Raw genomic sequence first — 21,518 nt, 5'->3', positions numbered from 1 at the left:
GAGAACCGCTTTGCCCACGAGTTAAAAGTCTATTCCAGCCGAGATGTGGTCAACCGCTTTGCACCGTCGTTGCCCGGCGAAAGGCCGCCGGGCTCCTTGCCGTCCATTTCCGGAATGCGCGATGGAAGGCGCTGGGTTCGGAGAAGCCGAGGCGTGTCGCGATCTCGCCGACCCCGAGCGTCGTCTTTTGCAGCATCTCGATTGCAAGGTCGCGCCTGATTTCATCGCGGATGGCGGCGTAGTTCTGGCCTTCCGCATGCAGGCGATGTCGGAGGGTCGAGGGCGACAGGCGCATCTGCGCGGCCAGATCATCGAACGTGCTCCATGATGCGGGCGATACCTGTCGCAGCCGTTTGCGAATGCTGGCGGCAAGGCCGGCGTCGTAGCGGTAACGCACGAGGATGTTGGCAGGTGCGTTGCGCAGAAACTGCTTCAGCGCCTGCTCGCTGCGGGCCACCGGCAGCTTCAGAAGCGAAGCATCGAAGGCGAGCCGGCTGACCGGCTGCGCGAAGCGCACGGGCGCGCCGAAGAACAGCCGGTAGTCAGCGGCATGGTCCGGCTCGGCACAGCGGAAATCGACCATCCGCAGCGGAATGCGGCGTCCGATGAGCCAGCATGCGATGCCGTGCAGCAGGATCCAGTAGGTTCGGTAGGCAAAGGCGGAGCGTGCGCCGGTCCGGTCGTTGAGCACGACCTGGGCCAGCCCGTCGGCAATTTCGAGATGGCCTTGCGGATCCTCCAGCACGACGTTGAGGAAGCGTAGCGCGCGCCGCAGCGCCCGGTCGAGGGTCTTGGCATGCAGCACGCAGTGGCAGAGCAGCGTGAAGCTGCCGCGCCGCATCGGCCTGCCGCCCATGCCGAAGAACTCGTCGTCTATCTCGGCAGCGATCGCAAGCCACAGCGCACCATAGCTTTCGGCGGAGACCGGCGCATCGATCCGGGTGGGCAGCCCGACCGCCGCCAGCACCGCTTCGGGTGCCTTGCCATGCCGCTTCAGGCAGTCTGTCGCCTCTTCCACGAAGGAAGGTGATATCATCCGCCGCCCGGTTTCTGTCATCGTAAGGTCCCGCAGGATGTGGTAAAACTGGCCGATGGTTCGAGACGCTTCGGTCATCGCATGCAATATCCCACCGTCATAGAGTGAGGCAAGACGGGCGGGTAGGCTGTCGGCAGAATGTGGCTCAGGGAGGACTGCATGACGCTTCGGGCCGGCCCTACGGAAATCGAATGCGCTGAGGGAGAGCAGCCATGTTGATCGACGGAAAGACCTTTGTCGTCACCGGTGGTGGTTCGGGCCTCGGTGCCGCGGTGGCGCGCATGCTGGCGGGCGAGGGCGCGAATGTCGTGATCGCAGACGTCAACGACGATGCCGGCGCCGGCATCGTCAGTGAGCTTGGAACCCGTGCCGCCTTCATCCAGACGGACGTGACGCAAGAGAAGGATGGGCAGGCCGCCATCGCCATGGCGCTGGACCGCTTCGGCCATCTGCACGGGCTGGTCAATTGCGCAGGCGTCGCCCCCGGCGAGAAGGTGATCGGCCGCGATGGCCCGCACCGGCTCGACAGCTTTGCCCGCACGATCGCCATCAATCTCGTCGGCACATTCAACATGACCCGGCTTGCCGCAGCGGCCATCGCGCAGCAAGAGCCGGGGGCGGATGGCGAGCGGGGCATTATCGTGAGCACGGCCTCGGTCGCGGCCTTTGACGGCCAGATCGGCCAGGCGGCCTACGCGGCCTCCAAGGGCGGCGTCGCAGCCATGACGCTGCCGATTGCCCGGGAACTGGCGCGCCACGGCATTCGTGTGGTCACCATCGCGCCGGGGATTTTCCAGACGCCGATGATGGCCGGCATGCCGCAGGAAGTGCAGGATTCGCTTGGGCGGAGCGTGCCCTTTCCGTCGCGCCTCGGAAAGCCGGCGGAATTCGCCGCATTGGTGCGCCATATCTGTGAGAATGTCATGCTGAATGGTGAAATCATCCGCCTCGACGGCGCGTTGCGCATGGCGCCGCGCTGAGTGAGGTCGTTGGGGAGTTTTGATATGACGCCGCAGGATCCCATCGTCATCGTCGGCTCGGCCCGCACTCCGATGGGCGGCTTCCAGGGCGACCTTAAAGATGCCACCGCACCGGAACTCGGCGCGGCTGCAATCCGTGCGGCGCTCGACCGCAGCGGCGTCAGCGCGGACGCCGTTGAAGAGACGGTTTTCGGCTGCGTGCTGCCGGCCGGCCAGGGCCAGGCGCCCGCCCGGCAGGCCGCGATCGGCGCCGGCCTGCCGTTTGCCGCCGGGGCGACCACCGTCAACAAGATGTGCGGATCGGGCATGAAGGCCGTCATGCTGGCGCATGACCTTATCGCCGCCGGCAGCGCCTCGATCGCCGTCGCCGGTGGAATGGAGAGCATGACGAATGCTCCTTACCTGCTCGACCGAGCCCGCGGCGGCTACCGCCTCGGGCATGGCCGCGTCATCGACCACATGTTCCTGGATGGGCTGGAAGACGCCTATGACAAGGGACGCCTCATGGGCACCTTCGCCGAGGACTGCGCCGAGGCCTACCAGTTCACCCGCTCGGCGCAGGACGACTACGCCGTCACGTCCCTGACCCGCGCTCGTGCCGCAATCGAGACCGGCGCATTCGACGCCGAGATCGTTCCCGTCACCGTGAAGGCGGGCCGGTCCGAGGCGGTCGTCAGCCGTGACGAGCAGCCCGGCAAGGCCAAGCCGGAGAAGATCCCGACGCTGAAGCCGGCCTTCCGCGAAGGCGGTACGGTGACTGCGGCGAACGCCTCCTCGATCTCCGACGGCGCGGCCGCGCTGGTGCTGATGCGGCGCTCCCAGGCCGAGCGGGAAGGACTTACGCCGCTTGCCACCATTGTCGGCCATGCCACGCACGCACAGGCGCCCAATCTGTTCGCGACCGCGCCGATCGGCGCGCTGCGCAGGCTCAGTGAACGCACCGGCTGGACCTTGAAGGACGTCGACCTGTTCGAGATCAACGAGGCGTTCGCCGTCGTCGCCATGGCGGCGATGCGCGACCTCGACCTGCCGCACGACAAGGTTAATGTGCACGGTGGGGCCTGTGCGCTCGGCCATCCGATCGGCGCTTCCGGCGCAAGGGTGCTCGTCACCCTGCTGTCCGCGCTTGAACGTTACGGCATGAAGCGCGGCATGGCGACGCTTTGTATCGGCGGCGGCGAGGCGACGGCGGTAGCGATCGAACGGCACTGAACGGTTTCGGGGAGGAGACCGGATATGATCCTGACGGAACAGCAGATCCAGATCCGCGACATGGCGCGCGATTTCGCTCGCGAACGCCTGGCGCCGGGTGCGGCCGAGCGCGATGCGGAGAGCCGCTTCCCTCGCGAAGAGCTGAAGGAGATGGGCGAACTCGGCTTTCTGGGCATGTTGGTGCCCGAAGCCTATGGCGGCTCTGAGACGGGCACGATCGCCTATGCCGTGGCGCTCGAGGAGATTGCCGCAGGCGACGGTCCGTGCTCGACCATCATGAGCGTACACAGCTCCGTCGGCTGCGTGCCGATCCTGAAATATGGCATGGAGGAACAGAAGCAGCGCTTTCTGCCGAAGCTGGCATCCGGCGAATGGATCGGCGGCTTTGCGCTGACCGAACCGCAGGCCGGCTCCGATGCCTCCAACCTGAAGACCCGTGCCCGCCGTGACGGCGATCACTATGTCATCGACGGTGCCAAGCAGTTCATCACCTCGGGCAAGAACGGCAACGTCATCATCGTCTTCGCCGTGACCGATCCCAATGCGGGCAAGAAGGGCATTTCCGCCTTCATCGTGCCGACCGAAACGCCCGGCTATGAGGTTGTGCGCGTGGAGCAGAAGCTCGGCCTGCACGCGTCCGATACCTGCCAGATTGCCTTCACCGGCATGCGTATCCCTGCCGATGACCGACTTGGCGCGGAAGGTGAGGGCTATAGGATTGCTTTGTCGAACCTCGAAGGCGGGCGCATTGGTATCGCGTCGCAATCCGTCGGCATGGCGCGTGCGGCGTTCGAGGCGGCGCGCGACTATGCCCGCGAGCGCACGGCCTTCGGATCGCCGATCATCGACCATCAGGCCGTGGCGTTCCGGCTCGCCGACATGGCGACGCAGATCGAGGTGGCTCGCCAGATGGTGCTGCATGCGGCCCAGTTGAAAGAGGAGGGGCAGCCCTGCCTCACCGAGGCGTCGATGGCCAAGCTGTTCGCTTCGGAAATGGCCGAAAAGGTCTGTTCCGATGCGATCCAGATCCACGGCGGCTATGGCTACATGGCGGACTATCCGGTCGAGCGTATCTACCGCGATGTCCGCATCTGCCAGATCTACGAGGGAACAAGCGACGTCCAGCGCATCGTCATCGCGCGCAATTTGTAAGTTTGTAGCCGGCCTTCCGTGAGGAGTAGCGGATGGGTGGCCGACAAGGGAGGAATGAGAGGGCATGAACGAGGTTCCGCATCTGAGCCTGCACGTCCCCGAGCCGGCGGTCCGGCCGGGCGGCCAGCCGGATTTCTCCACCGTCAAGATCGCCAAGGCCGGCGCGGTGCCGCGGCCGGCGGTCGACGTGGCGCCAGAGGAGATCCGCGATCTCGCCTATTCCATCATCCGCGTTCTCAACCGGGATGGCGAGGCGGTCGGCCCATGGGCAGGGCTGCTCTCCGACGAGGATCTGCTGACGGGGCTGCGCAACATGATGAAGCTGCGCGCTTTCGATGCCCGCATGCTGATGGCGCAGCGACAGGGCAAGACCTCCTTCTACATGCAGCATCTCGGCGAGGAGGCGGTCAGTTCCGCCTTCCGCAAGGCGCTGAACAAGGGTGACATGAACTTCCCGACCTACCGGCAGGCGGGGCTATTGATCGCCGACGACTATCCGATGGTCGAGATGATGAACCAGATCTACTCGAACGAGGCGGATCCCTTGCGTGGCCGGCAGCTGCCGATCATGTATTCGTCGAAGGCGCACGGCTTCTTCACGATCTCCGGTAACCTCGCCACACAATATGTCCAGGCCGTCGGCTGGGCCATGGCGTCGGCGATCAAGAACGACACGAAGATCGCCGCCGCCTGGATCGGCGATGGCTCGACCGCCGAATCCGACTTCCATTCGGCGCTCGTCTTCGCCTCGACCTACAAGGCGCCGGTCATCCTCAACATCGTCAACAATCAGTGGGCCATTTCGACCTTCCAGGGCATTGCCCGCGGCGGTTCCGGCACCTTCGCCGCCCGCGGTCTTGGCTTCGGTATCCCCGCGCTGCGCGTGGATGGCAACGACTATCTCGCCGTCTTTGCAGTTGCCAAATGGGCAGCGGATCGCGCCCGGCAAAACCTCGGCCCGACGCTCATCGAATACGTCACCTACCGCGTCGGGGCGCATTCGACCTCCGACGATCCCAGCGCCTACAGGCCCAAGACCGAATCCGAAGCCTGGCCGCTCGGCGACCCGGTACTGCGGCTGAAGAAGCACCTGATCGTGCGTGGAGTCTGGTCGGAGGAGCGTCATGTCCAGGCTGAAGCCGAGATCCTCGACGAGGTGATCCAGGCGCAGAAACAGGCCGAAAGCCACGGTACGCTGCATGCCGGCGGCAAGCCGTCCGTGCGCGACATTTTCGAGGGCGTCTATGCGGACATGCCCGCCCATATTCGCCGCCAGCGGCAGAAGGCAGGGTTTTGACATGGCAAGAATGACGATGATCGAGGCCGTGCGCAGCGCCATGGACGTCTCGATGGGGCGAGATGACGATGTCGTCGTTTTCGGCGAGGATGTCGGCTATTTCGGCGGCGTTTTCCGCGCGACGCAGGGGCTCCAGGCCAAGTACGGCAAGACCCGCTGCTTCGACGCACCGATCAATGAATCCGGCATTCTCGGTACCGCGATCGGCATGGCGGCCTATGGCTTGAAACCCTGCGTCGAAATCCAGTTCGCCGACTACATGTACCCGGCCTATGACCAGATCACCCAGGAGGCGGCGCGCATACGCTACCGCTCCAACGGCGACTTCACCTGCCCGATCGTCGTGCGCATGCCGACCGGCGGCGGCATCTTCGGCGGACAGACACACAGCCAAAGCCCCGAGGCGCTGTTCACCCATGTCTGCGGCTTGAAGGTCGTCGTTCCCTCCAATCCGTATGACGCCAAGGGCCTGCTGATCGCGGCAATCGAGGACCCGGATCCGGTGATGTTCCTCGAACCCAAGCGGCTCTACAACGGCCCCTTCGATGGCCATCACGAGAAGCCGGTGACGCCCTGGTCGAAACACGATCTCGGTGAGGTGCCGGAGGGGCATTATACGATCCCGATCGGCAAGGCGGAAATCCGCCGGGCGGGCAGTGCGGTCACTGTCATCGCCTATGGCACGATGGTGCATGTGGCGCTTGCTGCGGCCGAGGAAACGGGGATCGATGCCGAGGTCATCGACCTGCGCAGCCTCCTGCCGCTCGATCTCGACACCATCGTCCAGTCGGTGAAGAAGACCGGTCGTTGCGTCGTCGTGCATGAGGCGACGCTGACCTCCGGCTTCGGCGGTGAAGTCGTTTCGCTGGTTCAAGAACACTGCTTCTACCATCTCGAGGCGCCGATGGTGCGCGTGACCGGCTGGGACACGCCCTATCCGCACGCGCAGGAATGGGACTATTTTCCTGGCCCCGCCCGCGTCGGCCGGGCGCTCAAAGAAGTGATGGAGGGCTGAGGATGGGCAAGTTCGTCATCAAGATGCCCGATGTGGGCGAAGGTGTTGCCGAGGCCGAACTGGTCGAATGGCACGTCAAGCCGGGCGACCCGGTGCGCGAGGACATGGTGCTGGCCGCCGTGATGACCGACAAGGCAACGGTGGAGATACCCTCTCCCGTCGACGGGGTCGTGCTGTGGCTCGGTGCCGAAATCGGCGACATTGTCGCCGTCAAGGCGCCGCTTCTGCGCATCGAAATCGCCGGAGAGGATGAGGCTGCGGCCGAAGAGCCCTTGTCTGCGGCGACAGAGATGATTGCGAAGGCCGAACCGGTCCTGAACAAACCCGTCGAAGCGAAGCCGATAGCCGTAGCAAAAGCTGTCGAGCCGGAAAAGCCGGCCGGGCGTCCCGCCATCCGTGAACCGGTGGAGCGGCCGCTGGCGTCGCCCGCCGTCCGGTTGCGGGCGCAGGAGGCCGGCGTCGATCTGCGCCAGGTGTCGGCCACGGGCCCGGCGGGCCGCATCACCCATGACGACCTCGACCAGTTTGTTGCACGCGGTGCGCAGCCTGTCGCCGTGCCGGCCGGCCTTGCCCGCAAGACCGCCACGGAAGAGATCAAGGTCACGGGCCTGCGCCGCCGCATCGCGGAAAAAATGCGGCTTGCAAGCTCGCGCATTCCCCACATCACCTATGTCGAGGAGGTGGATGTCACCGATCTCGAGGACCTGCGCGCGACGATGAATGCCGGCCGCAAGCCCGACCAACCGAAGCTCACCATCCTGCCGTTCCTGATGCGGGTGCTGGTCAAGACGCTCGGCGAACAGCCGGGTGTCAACGCCACCTTCGACGATGATGCCGGCATCGTCACCCGCTACAGTGCCGTCCATATCGGCATTGCCACGCAAACGCCGTCCGGCCTGATGGTGCCTGTGGTGCGCCATGCCGAGGCCCGGTCGATCTGGGACAGTGCCGCCGAGCTCACGCGTCTCTCCGATGCTGCCCGCAATGGCACCGCTGCGCGCGAGGAACTGTCCGGCTCCACGATCACCATCACCTCGCTCGGCGCGCTCGGCGGCATCGTCACGACGCCGATCATCAACCACCCGGAAGTGGCGATCGTCGGCGTCAACAAGATCCTGATGCGGCCCGTCTGGGATGGTACCCAGTTCATTCCGCGCAAGATCATGAACCTGTCGTCGAGCTTCGACCACCGGATCGTCGACGGCTGGGACGCGGCGGTCTTCGTCCAGCGGATCAAGGCGCTCATCGAAACCCCCGCACTGATCTTCATCGAAGGCTGATGACATGAAAGAGATCGTCTGCAAGCTCCTCATCATCGGTGCCGGCCCGGGCGGCTACATATGCGCCATCCGTGCCGGCCAGCTCGGCGTCGATACGGTGATCGTCGAAATGACGAAGGCTGGTGGTACCTGCCTGAACGTCGGCTGCATCCCCTCCAAGGCGCTGATCCATGCCGCCGAGGAGTTCGACAAGGTCCGTCACATGACGAGCCCCAACGCGCTCGGGATCACGGTCGAGGCACCGAAACTCGACCTTGCCCAGACCATTCGCTGGAAGGACGGTATCGTCGGCCGGCTGAACAGCGGCGTGCTTGGCCTGCTGCGCAAGGCCAAGGTCAAGATCGTGCACGGGCGGGCGCGGTTCCGCGATGGCAAAACCGTCGAGGTCGAGACCGAGACAGGAACCCAGGTCATCCGTGCCGAAACGGTGGTGATAGCGACCGGCTCCGAACCGGTCGCGCTGCCGTCGCTGCCCTTCGGCGGTGCGGTCCTCTCGTCCACCGAGGCGCTGTCGCTTGCAAGCGTTCCCAAAACGCTCGCCGTCGTGGGCGGCGGCTATATCGGTCTGGAACTCGGCACCGCCTTTGCCAAGATGGGGGCACAAGTGACGGTGGTCGAGGCGCTGGCACAGATCCTGCCGCAGTACGACGCCGAACTCGTCAAACCGATCGCCAAACGCCTGAATGAACTTGGCGTGCACGTCATGACCGGCGCAAAGGCGAAGGCGTACTCCGGAGAGGCGCTGGTGATCGAGACCGCCTCTGGCAAGGAGGAACGGATTGCTGCGGGCAAGGTGCTCGTCACCATCGGGCGCAAGCCGCGTACCGAAGGGTGGGGCCTCGAAGAACTCGACCTCGATCGTGTCGGCCGCTTCATCCGCATCGATGAACGCTGCCGAACCTCCATGCGCGGTGTCTACGCGATCGGTGATGTTACCGGCGAGCCGATGCTGGCGCATCGCGCCATGGCACAGGGTGAGATGGTGGCGGAGATCGTTGCTGGCCGCAAGCGCGCCTGGGACAAGCGGGCCATCCCCGCCGTCTGCTTTACCGATCCCGAGATCGTCACCGCGGGCCTATCCCCCGACGAGGCCCGTGCCCAGGGCTATGAGGTCCGTGTTGGCCTGTTCCCGTTCAATGCCAATGGACGCGCCATGACGACCCAGTCCGAGGATGGTTTCGTGCGCACCGTGGCGCGAGCGGACACGAACCTCGTACTCGGCCTGCAGGCGGTCGGTGCCGGGGTTTCCGAACTCTCCAGCGCCTTCTCGCTGGCGCTTGAAATGGGGGCACGGCTGGAAGACATCGCCGGCACCATCCATGCTCATCCGACCCGCAGCGAAGGCCTGCAGGAAGCCGCATTGAAAGCCCTTGGCCATGCCCTCCACATCTGACGCCGCAAAGCCGCTCGACCCTGCTCCCCAGCCGCAGACCCTCATCAGCCGCGCCGGCGCACTTGGCCGGATCCGGCTCAATCGACCGAAGGCGCTCAACAGCCTGACCCTCTCGATGGTCCGCGATATCGAGAAAGCGCTGGATGTGTTCGAAGCTGACCCGGACGTCGCCGCCACACTCATCTCTGGAGAGGGTGAGCGTGGATTGTGCGCCGGCGGCGATATCCGCATGATCTACGACGGCGGCCAGGCCGGCTCGCAAGAGCCCGTCGATTTCTGGCGCGAGGAGTACCGCATGAACGCGCGCCTTCGCCGGCTCGAAAAACCCTACATCGCCTTCATGGACGGCATCGTCATGGGTGGCGGTGTCGGGGTTTCGGTCTATGGTAGTCATCGCGTTGTCACCGAGCGGACGCGCTTCGCCATGCCCGAGACCGGCATCGGCTTTTTCCCGGACGTTGGTGCCTCGTGGTTCCTCACGCGCCAGCAGAATGAACTCGGCACCTACGCCGCCCTGACCGGCGAACAACTTGCCGCCGGCGACGCGGTGGCCTTCGGTCTTGCTGACAGCTATGTCCCCTCGGAGCGTCTGCCGGCATTGGCCGAAGAACTGTCCCGCCTGCCGGCATCCGCCTCGCGGGCCGACGTCTCGGCAACGATTGCCGACTTTGCGGATCCGCCGCCACCGGCGCTGATGGCAGCACAGCAGCCGCTGATCGATCGCCTTTTTGCCTTCGACACGGTCGAGGAAATCCTGGAGGCTCTCGCGGAGGATGGATCGAGCTTTGCGGAAAGGACACTCGGCGTCTTGCGGACGAAATCGCCGCTCAGCCTGAAGGTAACGTTGCGCCTGCTTCGCCTCGGGCGTCCGGAAGGCGCGCTTGAGGCGTGCCTGGAACGGGAGTTCGCCGCAACGGCGGCCGTGCTTCGCAGCCATGATTTCTATGAAGGCGTACGGGCCGCGGTTGTCGACAAGGATCGCAATCCGCAGTGGCGGCCGGCGCAATTGGGCGACGTCACAGAGCAGGATATCGCCGCCTTCTTCGAGCCATCAGTAAAGCCGCTCTTTGCCGGGGAAGCAGGGAAAGGAGAACGCACATGAACGCCATCGCATTCATCGGTCTCGGCCATATGGGTGGCCCCATGGCCGCCAATCTTGCGAAAGCCGGCCATGCCGTCCGCGGTTTCGACCTGTCGCCGGCCTCGCTCGAACTCGCCCGGGCGAACGGCATTTCGACCATGGCGTCGGTCACGGAGGCGGTTTCCGGAGCTGATCTCGTGATCACCATGCTGCCGGCCGGCGCGCATGTGCTTGCGGTCTGGCAGGAACTGGTCGCCATCGTGCCTTCGGGCACGCTGCTCATCGATTGCTCCACCATCGACATGGACAGTGCCCGCAAGGCCCACGCGCTGGCTGAGGCGCATGGTTGCCCCGCGCTCGACGCGCCCGTCTCCGGCGGCACGGGGGGCGCCTCGGCCGGCACGCTGACCTTCATGGTGGGGGGCGATGCGGCCGTCTTTGCTGGCGCAAGGCCGGTTTTCGAGGCGATGGGCAAGAAAATCATCCATTGCGGCGATCCATCCGCCGGCCAGGCGGCAAAGATCTGCAACAACATGATCCTCGGCATCAGCATGATCGCCGTGGGCGAGGCCTTCGTGCTTGGCGAACGGCTTGGCCTGTCGCATCAGGCGCTGTTCGACGTTGCCTCCGTCTCTTCGGGCCAATGCTGGTCGCTGACCACCTATTGCCCGGTGCCCGGCCCCGTCTCGACCTCGCCGGCCAACCACGATTACGAGCCCGGTTTCGCCGCGGCGCTGATGCTGAAGGATCTGAAGCTTTCGCAGGCGGCGGCAGAACAGACAGGTGCCATGACGCCACTCGGCGCGAAGGCCGCGCTGCTCTACCAGCTCTTTTCCGACGAGGGATTTGGCGCGCAGGATTTTTCGAGCATCATCAATATGTTGCGGGGCAAGTCGATGGCTCCCACCGGGTAGCCGCAAAGGGGGCTTCGGTGGATAAACCGATCCGCATCGAGCGGATGACCGCGCCGTCATCCGCGGCCGTCGCGGACCAAGCGGCCAAGCTTCTAGCCGCGCTGGACCGTCAGAAAAATAGCGACAATCAGGAGCAGGAAGAGCCCTGCCGCGGCCGCCGCTATGCCCAGGAGCGCGAACCATGTCCGCACATTGTGCAGGCTTGGCCTTCGGCCATCAGCATTCTTCGTGCCGAGAAACGTCAAAACTCCGAGCACGACCGGCGTCCCTCCGCCAACGATCATCGCCATGGAACCTTCCGGAGCGGTCGTTCGCCAGATCACACCGAACAGGTAGATGCCGGCAATCGTTCCAACGATCAGAGAGGCAAGAATGAGGAGAATGCGCATTGTGTGCCCTTCGCTAGGACAGAAATCGTAGGCGGATTCTCCGCCGGTCGCCCGGCCGTTCGGCAGTGATGTCAATGATTTCCACGGAATTCGTTTCAGCCGCGACACGGTAGGGTGATATGGCGGACAGGCCCTGTTAACGATGATATCGCGACGAGCTGCCACGGGGGGACGAGGTGTCCGAACGAATTCACTGTTTTGAGATCCCCAAAGACGTCTGGTACGCGGCTATATCTGCATTGCGGGACGAGGGATGGTGTGTCGAAACGGGTGGCGGCCTTGACCATTCCTGGGCGGTGCTGGAGCGGGACGGCATGCGCATCGAGATGGAATACGATATCTGGATGGAAGGCGAGATGGTTGTCGCCGCAGCAGATGCGGCGAAATTGAAAGCCTGTCTTCCAGCGCCTCTTCTCGCGAAATTAGGGCTGTTTTGACCGACGGGTCCATTTCGACTTGAACCTAGGATTTACCCTCACTTCAGTGCAATGCTTTCCATGCCAAGTGGGCGGTGCCGGTGCTCCTGGCCGACCGGCGTCGAACGGAAACCACGGCTCCTCATACGCGTCATCGACAGCGTCGTGGCCCGCGAAGACAAAACTGTATTTTCGCTATTTTACTAGAACGATCCAATTTTTATGCCGAAGCGAATGCTTCGCCCATATTTTACGCCAAGGAATGGCGAATTCCCGCAGATAACTTCGTGATTACCAAGTGAGCAAGTGGTCTCTTGCGGCTTGATTTATTGGAACGTTCCAATTATAGCTTCGAAACAGGATGCCGCTGCCTGCGCGATGGGAGGATCCTCGCGCGGCTCTCGGCAGTCCTAATCACGTCACCGTCCGGTTTCAGGTCCGCCGCGGTGCGTCAGGGAGCGCAAAACCTGGGGAGGAAACGTTCACATGCAGAAACAGGTCAGAACGGGGCTGCTGCGCGCAGCCGCGATGGGTTTTGCCGTGCTTGTTCCAGCCTTGATCGCCCGGGCCGAGCCGAGCGTCGAGGTCATGCATTTCTGGACAGCGGGTGGTGAGGCGGCCGCGCTTGCCGAGGTCAAGAAGAAGGTCGAGGCGGAGGGCGTGAGCTGGATCGATGCGCCGATTGCCGGTGGTGGCGGCGACCAGGCAAAGACGGCGCTGCAGACGCGCATCTCCTCCGGCAATCCGCCGGCCGCCATGCTGATGCTCGGCTACAACATCATCGATTGGGCCAAGGCCGGCATGCTCGCCGATCTCAAGGACATCGCGGAAGCGGGGAAATGGGACGAGGCGCTGCCGGAGGCGGTAAAGGCTTTCACGAAGGTCGATGGCCGCTGGGTTTCGGCGCCGACCAATATCCACCGCGTCAACATGGTCTGGGGATCAAAGGCGGCCTTCGACAAGATCGGTGCCACCCCTCCGACGAGCTGGGAAGAGTTCAATGCGCTGGCGCCCAAATTCCGGGAAGCCGGCATCGTGCCGCTCGCCCATGGCGGCCAGCCCTGGCAGGACGTGACGCTGTTCGATAGCGTGGCGCTCGGCATTGGCGGGCCGGACTTCTACCGCAAGGCGTTCGTCGACCTCGACGATGCCACGCTGCGCGGCGAGACGATGGTGAAGGTCTTCGACCAGATGCGGCTGTTGCGCGGTATGGTCGACGACAATTTCTCCGGTCGCGACTGGAACCTCGCCACCGCCATGGTGATCGAGAACAAGGCGGCCATGCAGATTATGGGCGACTGGTCGAAGGGCGAGTTCACCAATGCCGGCAAGAAGGCGCAGGCGGACTTCCTCTGCTTTGCCGCGCCCGGAACCGGCAATGACTTCGTGTTCCTGGTCAACTCCTTCTCGATGTTCGAGCAACCCGACGCCGATGCGAAGAAAGCGCAGGCGATTCTCGCCAACGCGATCATGGACCCGCAGGTGCAGCTCAAGTTCAACATCGCGAAAGGGTCGATCCCCGCGGTTTCCAACGCTCCGACGGATGGTCTCGACAGTTGCGCGCTCAAGAACGTCGCTGACCTTGCAGCATCCTCGAAAAGCGGCACTGCAATGCCGACCGTGGCGTACACCCACGCTGCCAAAGCCTCGGTGACGGCCGCTATCACAGACGTGGTGACGCGCCATTTCAACTCGGAGCTTGCTTCCGCGGATGCCGCCGCCGAACTGGCCGACGCCGTCGCCGCCGCCCGTTGAGGAGGCAAGCAATGTGCCGGGGCGGTTAGCCCCGGCACTTTTTGTTTCGGCTGCGTCATGCCAGGTGCCGCGCCCCGCTTTGCTGCAAAGTAGCCCGGCCCTTCATTTTTTTACCCGGATCGTATGCTTGATCTTGCCCTTGAGCTCGGGATAGGCGATCGGGATCGAAGCGCGGTTCTCCTGTCTTCTTCTGGTCGAAATAGTCCTTGGTCAATTTGGTGACCGTGCCCGAGAGCAGCAGGATGGCAATCAGGTTCACCGATGCCATCAGGGCCATGGCGGCCGTGTTGAAGATCACGACGACCGTTGCATAGGCACCCCAGATGACTATCAGCAGCACGTCAACCTGACGCAACTTCGTGACAATCTCTTCCGCCTTGTGTCTTTTCACTGCCATTTCAACGGCCTTCTTCGGCTCATAAGCCGTACTTCAAAAAGGATCACTTTTCAGGGGGCAGGCCATTAGTGCACCAGCAAGTACGCCTTGCAGGCAGCAAGTCGCACGCCGTTTGCCTGCCCCTCGTCCAGGTCCTTGTGGAGGCTGGCAAAGGAAAAACCCGCAGCCTTGATCGGGACAGTGATGAGGCAGGCGCTTCGGGCGTTCCGAAGTAGCGACTCAAGCTGCTCAATTCTTTGCACTCGAACGTCAACGACAATCGCTCAACTGCTTCTGGGCTCGATAGTGGTGGAACAAGAACCGGACAATACGATATGACTTTAGTCGAGGCCATCCGACATACAGCGCCCCGTCGGCCAAAATTGATCGATGCCGGCAATCCCCCACCGTATATTGTTGCCGGAAAATCAACAATTAACGCCGTATTATGGCTCTTCTGGTGAATGCGCACCGGGCTTATCTCTTGCTCAACGATGAAGCCGTGAGTGAGGACACTGCCATGCTTACCCAGATCAAAGGTCTGCATCACGTCACCTCGATGGCCGCCGATGCCCAGGGAAATAACGACTTCTTCACCAAGGTGCTCGGTTTGCGCCGGGTCAGGAAGACTGTCAATTTTGACGCGCCGGGTGTCTACCATCTCTACTACGGCGACGAGGTCGGCTGGGCCGGCACCGTCATGACCTATTTCCCCCTCCCGCATATTGCTAGGGGGCAACCGCGGCGCGGGCGAGGTCTCCGAGACGATGCTCTCCGTGCCGAAGGGATCGCTTGGCTGCTGGAAGGAGCGTTTCACCGGCAATGGGCTGACAGCCCTTCAGGACGATGAGACCTTCGGCAAGAAGCGTCTACGCTTCTTCGGGCCGGACGGCGACGGCTTCGTGCTTGCCGAGGTCGATGGCGATAAGCGGCCGCCGTTCGTTGAGGGCACGGTGCCGGTTGAGGATGGTGTGACCATGCGGCTGCGTGGCGGAGGTGCCACGGGCGAGCTTCTGAAATACATGGGCTATGAGAAGGTCGATCGCCGCGGCGCGCTCACCGCTAGGCCGTCAAGGGCGGTAACGGCGCCGGCTCCGTCCACCATGTCGCCTTCGCGGGCGAAAACCGCGCAGCGCAGGAAGACGTTCGCAAGGCGCTGATGGACACGGGCTATCACGTCACTCCGGTCATCGACCGCGACTACTTCTGGGCGATCTATTTCCGCACACCTGCGGCGTGCTGTTCGAGGTGGCAGCCAACGAGCCCGGCTTCACCCGCGACGAAGACACCAGCCATCTCGGCGAGGCGCTGAAACTGCCGCGCCAGCATGCCCACCTGCGCGACCGGATCGAGGAGACCCTGCCGTCCATCATCGACTGACGCAGTCATCCCGCTGCCAGCCTCGCCTGTCGGCTGCGGACGCAAGAAGAGATTATCATGTCCCGTGACGTCTACCCCCATTTTGCCAGAGCGCAGGAATCTGGTGCCCCGCTGGCTTTCACTTTCCATGGCACCGGCGAGGACGAACACCAGTTCACCGGCTCGTGCACCAGGTCCTGCCGAAAGCCGGCATCGTCTCGCCACGCGGCGACGTTTCCGAACAGGGAGCAAACCGCTTCTTCCGCCGAAAGGCGGAAGGGATATATGACATGGACGACCTTGCGCTGCGCACGCGGAAGATGATCGGCTTTATCCGCGCCCACAGGCAAGAAAACCCGGACGCGCCGATCTACGGCCTCGCTACTCCAACGGCTCGAATATTCTCGCCTCGGTGTTAGTCGAGGCGCCAGACCTCCTCGGCCGGGCTGTTTTGATGCATCCGCTGATCCCCTGGACGCCCAAGCCCAATCCGGCACTCGGCGAACGGAAGATCCTGATTACCGCCGGCCGCACGACCCGATCTGCCCCTTCCTCTGACCGAAGCGCTCGCCGCCTGGCTTCAGGGCCAGGGGGCGAACTTGCCCTGCACGACGGCGGCCACGAGGTGCGCCAACAGGAAATCAAAGCAATAGCTGCCTTCCTCGCCGATCTGGTATAAGGCGACTATGCACGGCCGGTTCCCTTGGGAGCCGTGATCTGCGATTTGCCCCATCAAACTGGACCAGTTTGGGGTAAAGTTTTCCGGTGCATTTTCCTGGCGGGAAAAGGATCGGAAAACGATGACGGCATCGCAGGTTCCGGACGCCTAAAAGAAGTTCATTCCAAATCAGAGTGATGAGGGTGTGCTGGTGGCGGGGATTTGCGGGAAGGCGGAATCAGGCAGGTGGCCTATTTCAAATGGAAGAAAGAATACGCCGGTATTCCGCCACTTGAGGTGAAGCAACTCAAGGAAGAGAATTTGCGATTGAAGAATATCGTCGCGGATTTTACAAATATCTGACCCGAAATTGCGGAACAAGGCCCCAGCCGCAGGGTGAGGGCAAAGCTTCGGGACGATCGGCAGATTGCTATCGGGCCGAACGACCTGTGGGCAATGGACCTCGTGCATGACCAGCTCGCGACCGGAAAGAAGCTACGGGCTCTGACGGTCGTCGCACCTTCTCACGTCATGTGCCAGTGCTTGGTCTGCGTCACAGCCATTGAGGTGAGGGCGTTGTGCAAACGCTCGAATGAGTGTGCTGCGGGCGGGCTATCCCAAAACGATCCGTGTCGATCATGGGACGGAGTTGATGTCCCGCGATCTCGACCGGTGGGCCTACGCCAAGGGTGTGACCTCGACTTCTGACGTCCGGGAATGCCCACGGACAACGCCTTCACCGAGGCACTCAACGGTCGCTTCCGAGTGGAGTGCCTAAATCAGCACCGGTTCCTGACTCTTTCGGATGTCCGCGAAAAGATGGAGGGTTTGTGTCGAGACTACAACGAGGTTCGGCCACACGGTGCCGATCTCGCTGATGAAATCGGGAGGTGCAGCCAGCCCGCTTCCCTGAATGCAGCCGGAAAACTCTAGCCTTCGCTGGTCCAGAAACCTGGGCCGATCCACCGGCGTTGAAAATCCTGTCAACGAAGGGCTTTATCGAGGTAAAGCCGCAGCTTGGTACGCGTGCGGGGCAGCGGAACATTGGAACACGGCCGAGCAGCTTTTGAATCCGCCTTTCTATCGAGCCATTTGCAGGACGCCTTGCCGCCCGTTTCTTCGGTGAAGCCGGCCGCGCTCTCGATCAATATTCCGAAAACTATGGCCGCTGCCGCAACGCTTATCGCATCCACCCACAAGCGGAATTTCGGTTAAAAGGCGGCCACCGTGACGGAAGACGTCACGGAGCGTCTTCCGCCCGCGAAAGCCGTCGTGCGACGTCGAAAAATGCGCTGACGAGTTTGCCGTTGCTGCGCTCGCGCAGGCAGATCATCGCCTCGTCCATCAGCATTTCTGGCGCCTTGATGTAGATCGGAACAAGGCGGTTGTCCTGGCCGAATTCGGCGGAGGAGACAAAGCCCACGCCGCCGCCGGCCGCGACGATCTCGCGAACCGCCTCGCGTCCCTCCGCTTCGATGAGTGGTGTCAGGGTGACGCCGCATTGTTCGGCCATGGCCTCCAGCTTCTGGCGGGTCTTCGAACCGCGCTCACGCAGGACAAGGGGGTGTTTGGCAAGTTCGGCGAACGAGACTTCCTTCTGATCGCCCAGTGGATAGTCGCGGCTCGCGAAGGCGATGATCGGCGTGGAGTTGAGCTTCAGGATCTCGAAGTCGCTGGATTGCGGGATTTCGCCGAGAACGCCGATATCTGCCTCGTAGGCATGCAGGCTGGTGATGACCGTCTCCGTGTTGCCGGCATTGATCGAGACCTGCACGGATGGGTAGGCGCGGCGGAAGGCGGCGAGGATGTGGAGCAGGTGGTGTGCGGCGTCGGCGACGATCCGCAGTTTTCCAGCGCGCAGGGCCCGGGATTCCGAGAGCAGGTCGAGCGCCTGCTGCTCGACGTCGAACATGCGCCGGGTGATTTCCAGAAGCTGCTGGCCGGCCTGGGTCAGCGTTACCTGCTTCTTGTTCCGGTTGAAGAGGAGGACGTCATATTCTTCCTCGAGCTTGCGGACCTGGTCGGAAACCGCGGGCTGGGTGAGGAAGAGCGCCTCCGCCGCGCGCGAAAACCCGCCATGGATGGCCACGTTGTGGAAGGCGCGAAGCTGGACATAGCGCATACGGCACGCTCTCCTTTGCATAGGTTGAATTTATGAATTCATTAGAACGAACGATTTGATTTATGTAAAGCGGCGCGGGATAGTTTTCGGATTCCTATCCTCGTCGTGGAGCGCGTCCATGAATCTTCCGGCCGTCGCCCTTGAACTTGTCGCCGCAACTGTTCTGTTGCTCTACGCCGTGAGCCTTGTGAAAAAGGGCGTTGAAACGGCGTGGGGGGACGTGGTTGCGCGCACTGTTGGCGGCGCGGGCGGCCGACCGCGCGCTGCGGTCTATGGCTGCTTGGTGGCGATCGCCCTGCAGAGCTCGACGGCAGTCGCCATGCTCGCCGCCGGCTTTGCCATCAGCGGCGCGCTGGCTCTCGATGTTGGTCTGGCGGTGCTTCTCGGCGCCGATCTGGGCTCGGCGCTGGTCGTGAAGATCCTCTCCTTCGACCTGCATTGGCTGGGGCCGCTGCTGATCGCCGGCGGGGGCCTTCTGCATTTGAAGGCACACACGCGAAAAGCCGTTGAAGCCGGGCGTGCTGTGCTCGGTATAGGCTTGCTGCTGCTGTCGCTGCAGATGATCGGCCATGCGACGCTGCCGCTGGCGCAAAGCCCGCTTCTGCCGTCCGCCATCGCCTTCATTGGCAAGGATGCGTTGACGGTGATGATCCTCGCTGCCCTCTTTACCTGGGCGCTGCATTCGAGCGTTGCCGCAATCCTGCTCATCCTTACCTTCGCGGCGAAGGGGCTTGTGCCGCTTGACCTCGGCATTCCGCTCATCCTCGGTGTCAATCTCGGCGGCGGATTGATCGCGCTCTGGCTGACGCGCGGTCTGTCGGCGGAGGGCCGGCGCCTGCCGTTGGGAAACCTTCTTTTCCGTGCCGTGTTCAGTGCGATGATCTTTGCGTTGTTTTCACTGCACGCGCCCTTTGACTGGCTTCCTGGCGAGACTGTCGCCGCCAAGCTGGTCAATCTGCATGTGCTCTTCAACGCTGCGCTGGTCCTCGTCGGCCTGTTGTCGTGCGGCCTGATGGGACGTTTCGTCAGGCTTCTTACACCCGAGGCGGCGGGAAAGGGCGACCTGACCGCCCATGCCAGCGCGCTAGACCGTTCGCTCATCGACAAGCCGGCGCAAGCGCTCGCCGCGGCTGCGCGCGAAGTACTGCATATGGGCAATTTGACGACACGCATGCTGGAGCCGGTAATGACGGTCATCCAGTCCCCGACGCCCGAGGCGGTGAAGGCGCTTCGCCGCATCGATGGCGACATCCATCGGGCACATAGCGAGATCAAGCTTTACATTGCGGCCGTCAATCGCGGTGTGCTGACGGAAGAGCAATCCCGACGTGGTCTCGAACTGACCGAAGCGGCTATCCATCTGGAATATGCCGGCGACGTTGTGGCAAAAAGCCTCCTCCAGATTGCCGAGGAGCGGCTTGCCGGGGCCGGCGCATTTTCGCCGGAGGGGTGGCGGGAGCTGATGCTGCTGCATACAGCGGTGTTCTCCAATGTCCGGCTTGCGGCCAACCTGCTCGTCTCGCCCGATCCGATCATCGCGCGCGAAATGGTTCGTCAGAAGGAGCATGTACGCCGCCTCGTCAATGACAGCAGCAAGAGCCACCTGGAGCGCTTGCGGCAAGGTATCGCGGCAAGCATTCAGTCCAGCGACATGCATCTGGAGATTGTGCGCGCGCTGAAGGAGGTCAATTCGTTGGTCACAACCATGGCCTATCCGCGCCTGCGCGAGACCGGCGACCTTCTGGAAAGCCGGCTGATCCCGGCGGCTTAATGTCATAAGTTAAATCTATAGATAGATACAAAAGAACGATTTTACAGATATGTTTTTCAGCCGCATTGTCACCCCCGGATAAGCAAAACGTGAGGACGGACCATGCCGAACACCGCTTCTGACAGAACGATCGCGCCACTGGAATCACCGAAGCTCGGTGAACCCTATCTGCTGACCCCCGGCCCGCTGACGACCGCCTATTCAGTCAAGGAAGCCATGCTGCGGGACTGGGGTTCATGGGATGGCGACTTCCGTGCCATGACCAGCGACCTGCGCCGCCAGCTCCTCGATATTGCCGGTGACACCAAGGGTGAATTCGATTGTGTCCCGATGCAGGGCAGCGGTTCTTTCTCGGTCGAGGCAATGCTTGGCAGCTTCGTTCCGCGTGACGGCAAGGTGCTGGTGCTGAGCAACGGCGCCTATGGCAAGCGCATTGCGCAGACGCTCTCCTATCTCGGGCGCGACCATATCACGATCGACAAGGGCGACTACATGCCGCCACGCGGCCCCGAAGTCGCCGCAGCACTCGATGCCGATCCGGCAATCACCCATGTCGTGGTCATCCATTGCGAAACCAGCTCCGGCATCCTCAATCCGCTCAAGGAAATCTCTGACACCGTCTATGCCCGCGGCCGCAAACTGCTCGTCGATTCGATGAGTGCCTTCGGTGCCGTGCCGGCCGGCCTTGCCGATTTCCGCTACGAGGCCATCGTTTCTTCCGCCAACAAGTGCATCGAGGGCGTGCCGGGCTTCGGCTTCGTCATTGCCCGCAAGAGCGAGCTGGAAGCAGCCAAGGGCCGCAGCCATTCGCTCAGTCTCGATGTGCATGCCCAGTGGGACTACATGAACAAGACGGGCCAGTGGCGCTTCACGCCGCCGACCCATGTCGTTGCCGCCTTCCTGGAGGCACTGCGCCTGCATCGCGAAGAGGGCGGCGTTGCGGCCCGCGGCGCGCGCTACGCCCGCAACCGCGATGTCATGGTGGCCGGCATGCGTGAAGCCGGGTTCGAAACGCTGCTTGCCGACCAGTGGCTATCGCCGATCATCGTCACCTTCTTCAGCCCGGCCCACCCGGCCTTCGCCTTCGACCGTTTCTACAGCCTGATGAAGGACAAGGGTTTCATCATCTATCCCGGCAAACTGACAGTGGTGGAAAGTTTCCGCGTCGGCTGCATCGGCCGCATGGACGAGCATGTCATGCGCCGCGTGGTCGAGGCTGCCCGCTCGTCGCTGGCTGAAATGGGCGTCGATAGCGCCGCTCCGCCAGCCATCGCCCTTGAAGAACGCAGCCGTCTCGCCGCTTAACGAAGAA

17 protein-coding genes and 3 pseudogenes are annotated in these 21,518 nt (G+C 63.0%); 16 read left to right on the top strand and 4 right to left on the bottom strand.

The window, feature by feature from the left end; all coding sequences use genetic code 11:
* Window positions 1-49: 49 nt before the first annotated feature.
* Window positions 50-1,114: an AraC family transcriptional regulator gene (locus ACT6VE_RS21935; RefSeq protein ID WP_444800555.1), complete on the bottom strand. Its 1,065-nt coding sequence runs from the start codon at window positions 1,112-1,114 to the stop codon at window positions 50-52.
* 134 nt (window positions 1,115-1,248) lie between these two features.
* Between ACT6VE_RS21935 and ACT6VE_RS21930 the strand changes: the two genes are divergently transcribed.
* The 9 genes from ACT6VE_RS21930 to mmsB all read left to right on the top strand — a co-directional run bounded on the left by ACT6VE_RS21930 (window position 1,249) and on the right by mmsB (window position 11,360).
* Window positions 1,249-2,016: a 3-hydroxyacyl-CoA dehydrogenase gene (locus ACT6VE_RS21930; protein WP_444800554.1), complete on the top strand. Its 768-nt coding sequence runs from the start codon at window positions 1,249-1,251 to the stop codon at window positions 2,014-2,016.
* 24 nt (window positions 2,017-2,040) lie between these two features.
* Entirely contained in the window at window positions 2,041-3,228 is a 1,188-nt protein-coding gene (locus ACT6VE_RS21925; RefSeq protein ID WP_444800553.1) for an acetyl-CoA C-acyltransferase, read from the top strand.
* A gap of 24 nt (window positions 3,229-3,252) precedes the next feature.
* Window positions 3,253-4,380 (top strand): acyl-CoA dehydrogenase family protein, encoded by a 1,128-nt coding sequence (locus ACT6VE_RS21920; protein WP_444800552.1) that lies wholly within the window; start codon window positions 3,253-3,255, stop codon window positions 4,378-4,380.
* A gap of 64 nt (window positions 4,381-4,444) precedes the next feature.
* The gene (locus ACT6VE_RS21915; RefSeq protein WP_069063278.1) at window positions 4,445-5,677 is read left to right on the top strand and encodes a 3-methyl-2-oxobutanoate dehydrogenase (2-methylpropanoyl-transferring) subunit alpha; all 1,233 of its coding nucleotides are present in this window, start codon (window positions 4,445-4,447) and stop codon (window positions 5,675-5,677) included.
* A gap of 1 nt (window position 5,678) precedes the next feature.
* Complete coding sequence (locus ACT6VE_RS21910; RefSeq protein WP_444800551.1) at window positions 5,679-6,692, top strand: alpha-ketoacid dehydrogenase subunit beta; 1,014 nt, start codon at window positions 5,679-5,681, stop codon at window positions 6,690-6,692.
* Window positions 6,693-6,694: 2 nt separating this feature from the next.
* Entirely contained in the window at window positions 6,695-7,972 is a 1,278-nt protein-coding gene (locus tag ACT6VE_RS21905; RefSeq protein ID WP_444800550.1) for a dihydrolipoamide acetyltransferase family protein, read from the top strand.
* 4 nt (window positions 7,973-7,976) lie between these two features.
* Complete coding sequence (gene lpdA / locus ACT6VE_RS21900) at window positions 7,977-9,365, top strand: dihydrolipoyl dehydrogenase (RefSeq protein ID WP_444800549.1); 1,389 nt, start codon at window positions 7,977-7,979, stop codon at window positions 9,363-9,365.
* Window positions 9,349-10,467: an enoyl-CoA hydratase/isomerase family protein gene (locus ACT6VE_RS21895; RefSeq protein ID WP_444800548.1), complete on the top strand. Its 1,119-nt coding sequence runs from the start codon at window positions 9,349-9,351 to the stop codon at window positions 10,465-10,467. The genes lpdA and ACT6VE_RS21895 overlap by 17 nt, the downstream gene beginning before the upstream one ends.
* Window positions 10,464-11,360 (top strand): 3-hydroxyisobutyrate dehydrogenase, encoded by an 897-nt coding sequence (mmsB, locus tag ACT6VE_RS21890; RefSeq protein WP_444800547.1) that lies wholly within the window; start codon window positions 10,464-10,466, stop codon window positions 11,358-11,360. The genes ACT6VE_RS21895 and mmsB overlap by 4 nt, the downstream gene beginning before the upstream one ends.
* A gap of 92 nt (window positions 11,361-11,452) precedes the next feature.
* Here mmsB and ACT6VE_RS21885 read toward each other — a convergent pair whose 3' ends face one another.
* Window positions 11,453-11,749, bottom strand: coding sequence for a hypothetical protein (locus ACT6VE_RS21885; RefSeq protein WP_444800546.1), 297 nt, complete (start codon window positions 11,747-11,749; stop codon window positions 11,453-11,455).
* A gap of 176 nt (window positions 11,750-11,925) precedes the next feature.
* Here ACT6VE_RS21885 and ACT6VE_RS21880 point away from each other — a divergent pair, with 176 nt between their 5' ends.
* Complete coding sequence (locus tag ACT6VE_RS21880) at window positions 11,926-12,186, top strand: hypothetical protein (RefSeq protein ID WP_444800545.1); 261 nt, start codon at window positions 11,926-11,928, stop codon at window positions 12,184-12,186.
* Window positions 12,187-12,651: 465 nt separating this feature from the next.
* Complete coding sequence (locus ACT6VE_RS21875) at window positions 12,652-13,920, top strand: ABC transporter substrate-binding protein (protein WP_444800544.1); 1,269 nt, start codon at window positions 12,652-12,654, stop codon at window positions 13,918-13,920.
* Window positions 13,921-13,975: 55 nt separating this feature from the next.
* On the opposite strand, the gene ACT6VE_RS21870 is transcribed toward ACT6VE_RS21875, so the two are convergent.
* A complete protein-coding gene (locus ACT6VE_RS21870) occupies window positions 13,976-14,317 on the bottom strand; it encodes an alanine:cation symporter family protein (RefSeq protein ID WP_444800543.1) in 342 nt (113 codons plus the stop codon).
* A 499-nt stretch (window positions 14,318-14,816) separates the two neighbouring features.
* Between ACT6VE_RS21870 and ACT6VE_RS21865 the strand changes: the two are divergent.
* The 3 pseudogenes from ACT6VE_RS21865 to ACT6VE_RS21855 form a co-directional block, all read left to right on the top strand.
* Window positions 14,817-15,676, top strand: a pseudogene (locus ACT6VE_RS21865) (VOC family protein).
* Between the two features lie 818 nt (window positions 15,677-16,494).
* Window positions 16,495-16,649: pseudogene (locus ACT6VE_RS21860) on the top strand (transposase); the annotation flags it as partial.
* 48 nt (window positions 16,650-16,697) lie between these two features.
* Window positions 16,698-17,226, top strand: a pseudogene (locus ACT6VE_RS21855) (integrase core domain-containing protein); the annotation flags it as partial.
* A gap of 327 nt (window positions 17,227-17,553) precedes the next feature.
* On the opposite strand, the gene ACT6VE_RS21850 reads toward ACT6VE_RS21855, so the two are convergent.
* Window positions 17,554-18,435 (bottom strand): LysR substrate-binding domain-containing protein, encoded by an 882-nt coding sequence (locus ACT6VE_RS21850; protein WP_444800542.1) that lies wholly within the window; start codon window positions 18,433-18,435, stop codon window positions 17,554-17,556.
* 118 nt (window positions 18,436-18,553) lie between these two features.
* Here ACT6VE_RS21850 and ACT6VE_RS21845 point away from each other — a divergent pair, with 118 nt between their 5' ends.
* A complete protein-coding gene (locus ACT6VE_RS21845; RefSeq protein ID WP_444800541.1) occupies window positions 18,554-20,206 on the top strand; it encodes a Na/Pi cotransporter family protein in 1,653 nt (550 codons plus the stop codon).
* A 102-nt stretch (window positions 20,207-20,308) separates the two neighbouring features.
* Window positions 20,309-21,511: a 2-aminoethylphosphonate--pyruvate transaminase gene (locus ACT6VE_RS21840; protein WP_444800540.1), complete on the top strand. Its 1,203-nt coding sequence runs from the start codon at window positions 20,309-20,311 to the stop codon at window positions 21,509-21,511.
* The last annotated feature ends 7 nt before the right edge of the window (window positions 21,512-21,518 follow it).

Origin of the sequence: Shinella sp., assembly GCF_052438155.1 — a bacterium.
GTDB lineage: Bacteria > Pseudomonadota > Alphaproteobacteria > Rhizobiales > Rhizobiaceae > Shinella.
Note: the sequence above shows the minus strand (reverse complement) of the source record. Positions and strands in the feature narration are given on the sequence as shown.

What these genes read in the sequence shown, in the direction of transcription:
- ACT6VE_RS21935 (WP_444800555.1), bottom strand. Translation starts at nt 1,114, where the DNA reads ATGACCGAAGCGTCTCGAACCATCGGCCAGTTTTACCACATCCTGCGG.
- ACT6VE_RS21840 (WP_444800540.1), top strand. Translation starts at nt 20,309, where the DNA reads ATGCCGAACACCGCTTCTGACAGAACGATCGCGCCACTGGAATCACCG.
- ACT6VE_RS21885 (WP_444800546.1), bottom strand. Translation starts at nt 11,749, where the DNA reads ATGCGCATTCTCCTCATTCTTGCCTCTCTGATCGTTGGAACGATTGCC.
- ACT6VE_RS21895 (WP_444800548.1), top strand. Translation starts at nt 9,349, where the DNA reads ATGCCCTCCACATCTGACGCCGCAAAGCCGCTCGACCCTGCTCCCCAG.
- ACT6VE_RS21920 (WP_444800552.1), top strand. Translation starts at nt 3,253, where the DNA reads ATGATCCTGACGGAACAGCAGATCCAGATCCGCGACATGGCGCGCGAT.
- mmsB (WP_444800547.1), top strand. Translation starts at nt 10,464, where the DNA reads ATGAACGCCATCGCATTCATCGGTCTCGGCCATATGGGTGGCCCCATG.
- ACT6VE_RS21925 (WP_444800553.1), top strand. Translation starts at nt 2,041, where the DNA reads ATGACGCCGCAGGATCCCATCGTCATCGTCGGCTCGGCCCGCACTCCG.
- ACT6VE_RS21915 (WP_069063278.1), top strand. Translation starts at nt 4,445, where the DNA reads ATGAACGAGGTTCCGCATCTGAGCCTGCACGTCCCCGAGCCGGCGGTC.
- ACT6VE_RS21930 (WP_444800554.1), top strand. Translation starts at nt 1,249, where the DNA reads ATGTTGATCGACGGAAAGACCTTTGTCGTCACCGGTGGTGGTTCGGGC.
- ACT6VE_RS21845 (WP_444800541.1), top strand. Translation starts at nt 18,554, where the DNA reads ATGAATCTTCCGGCCGTCGCCCTTGAACTTGTCGCCGCAACTGTTCTG.
- ACT6VE_RS21875 (WP_444800544.1), top strand. Translation starts at nt 12,652, where the DNA reads ATGCAGAAACAGGTCAGAACGGGGCTGCTGCGCGCAGCCGCGATGGGT.
- ACT6VE_RS21870 (WP_444800543.1), bottom strand. Translation starts at nt 14,317, where the DNA reads ATGGCAGTGAAAAGACACAAGGCGGAAGAGATTGTCACGAAGTTGCGT.
- ACT6VE_RS21910 (WP_444800551.1), top strand. Translation starts at nt 5,679, where the DNA reads ATGGCAAGAATGACGATGATCGAGGCCGTGCGCAGCGCCATGGACGTC.
- lpdA (WP_444800549.1), top strand. Translation starts at nt 7,977, where the DNA reads ATGAAAGAGATCGTCTGCAAGCTCCTCATCATCGGTGCCGGCCCGGGC.
- ACT6VE_RS21905 (WP_444800550.1), top strand. Translation starts at nt 6,695, where the DNA reads ATGGGCAAGTTCGTCATCAAGATGCCCGATGTGGGCGAAGGTGTTGCC.
- ACT6VE_RS21850 (WP_444800542.1), bottom strand. Translation starts at nt 18,435, where the DNA reads ATGCGCTATGTCCAGCTTCGCGCCTTCCACAACGTGGCCATCCATGGC.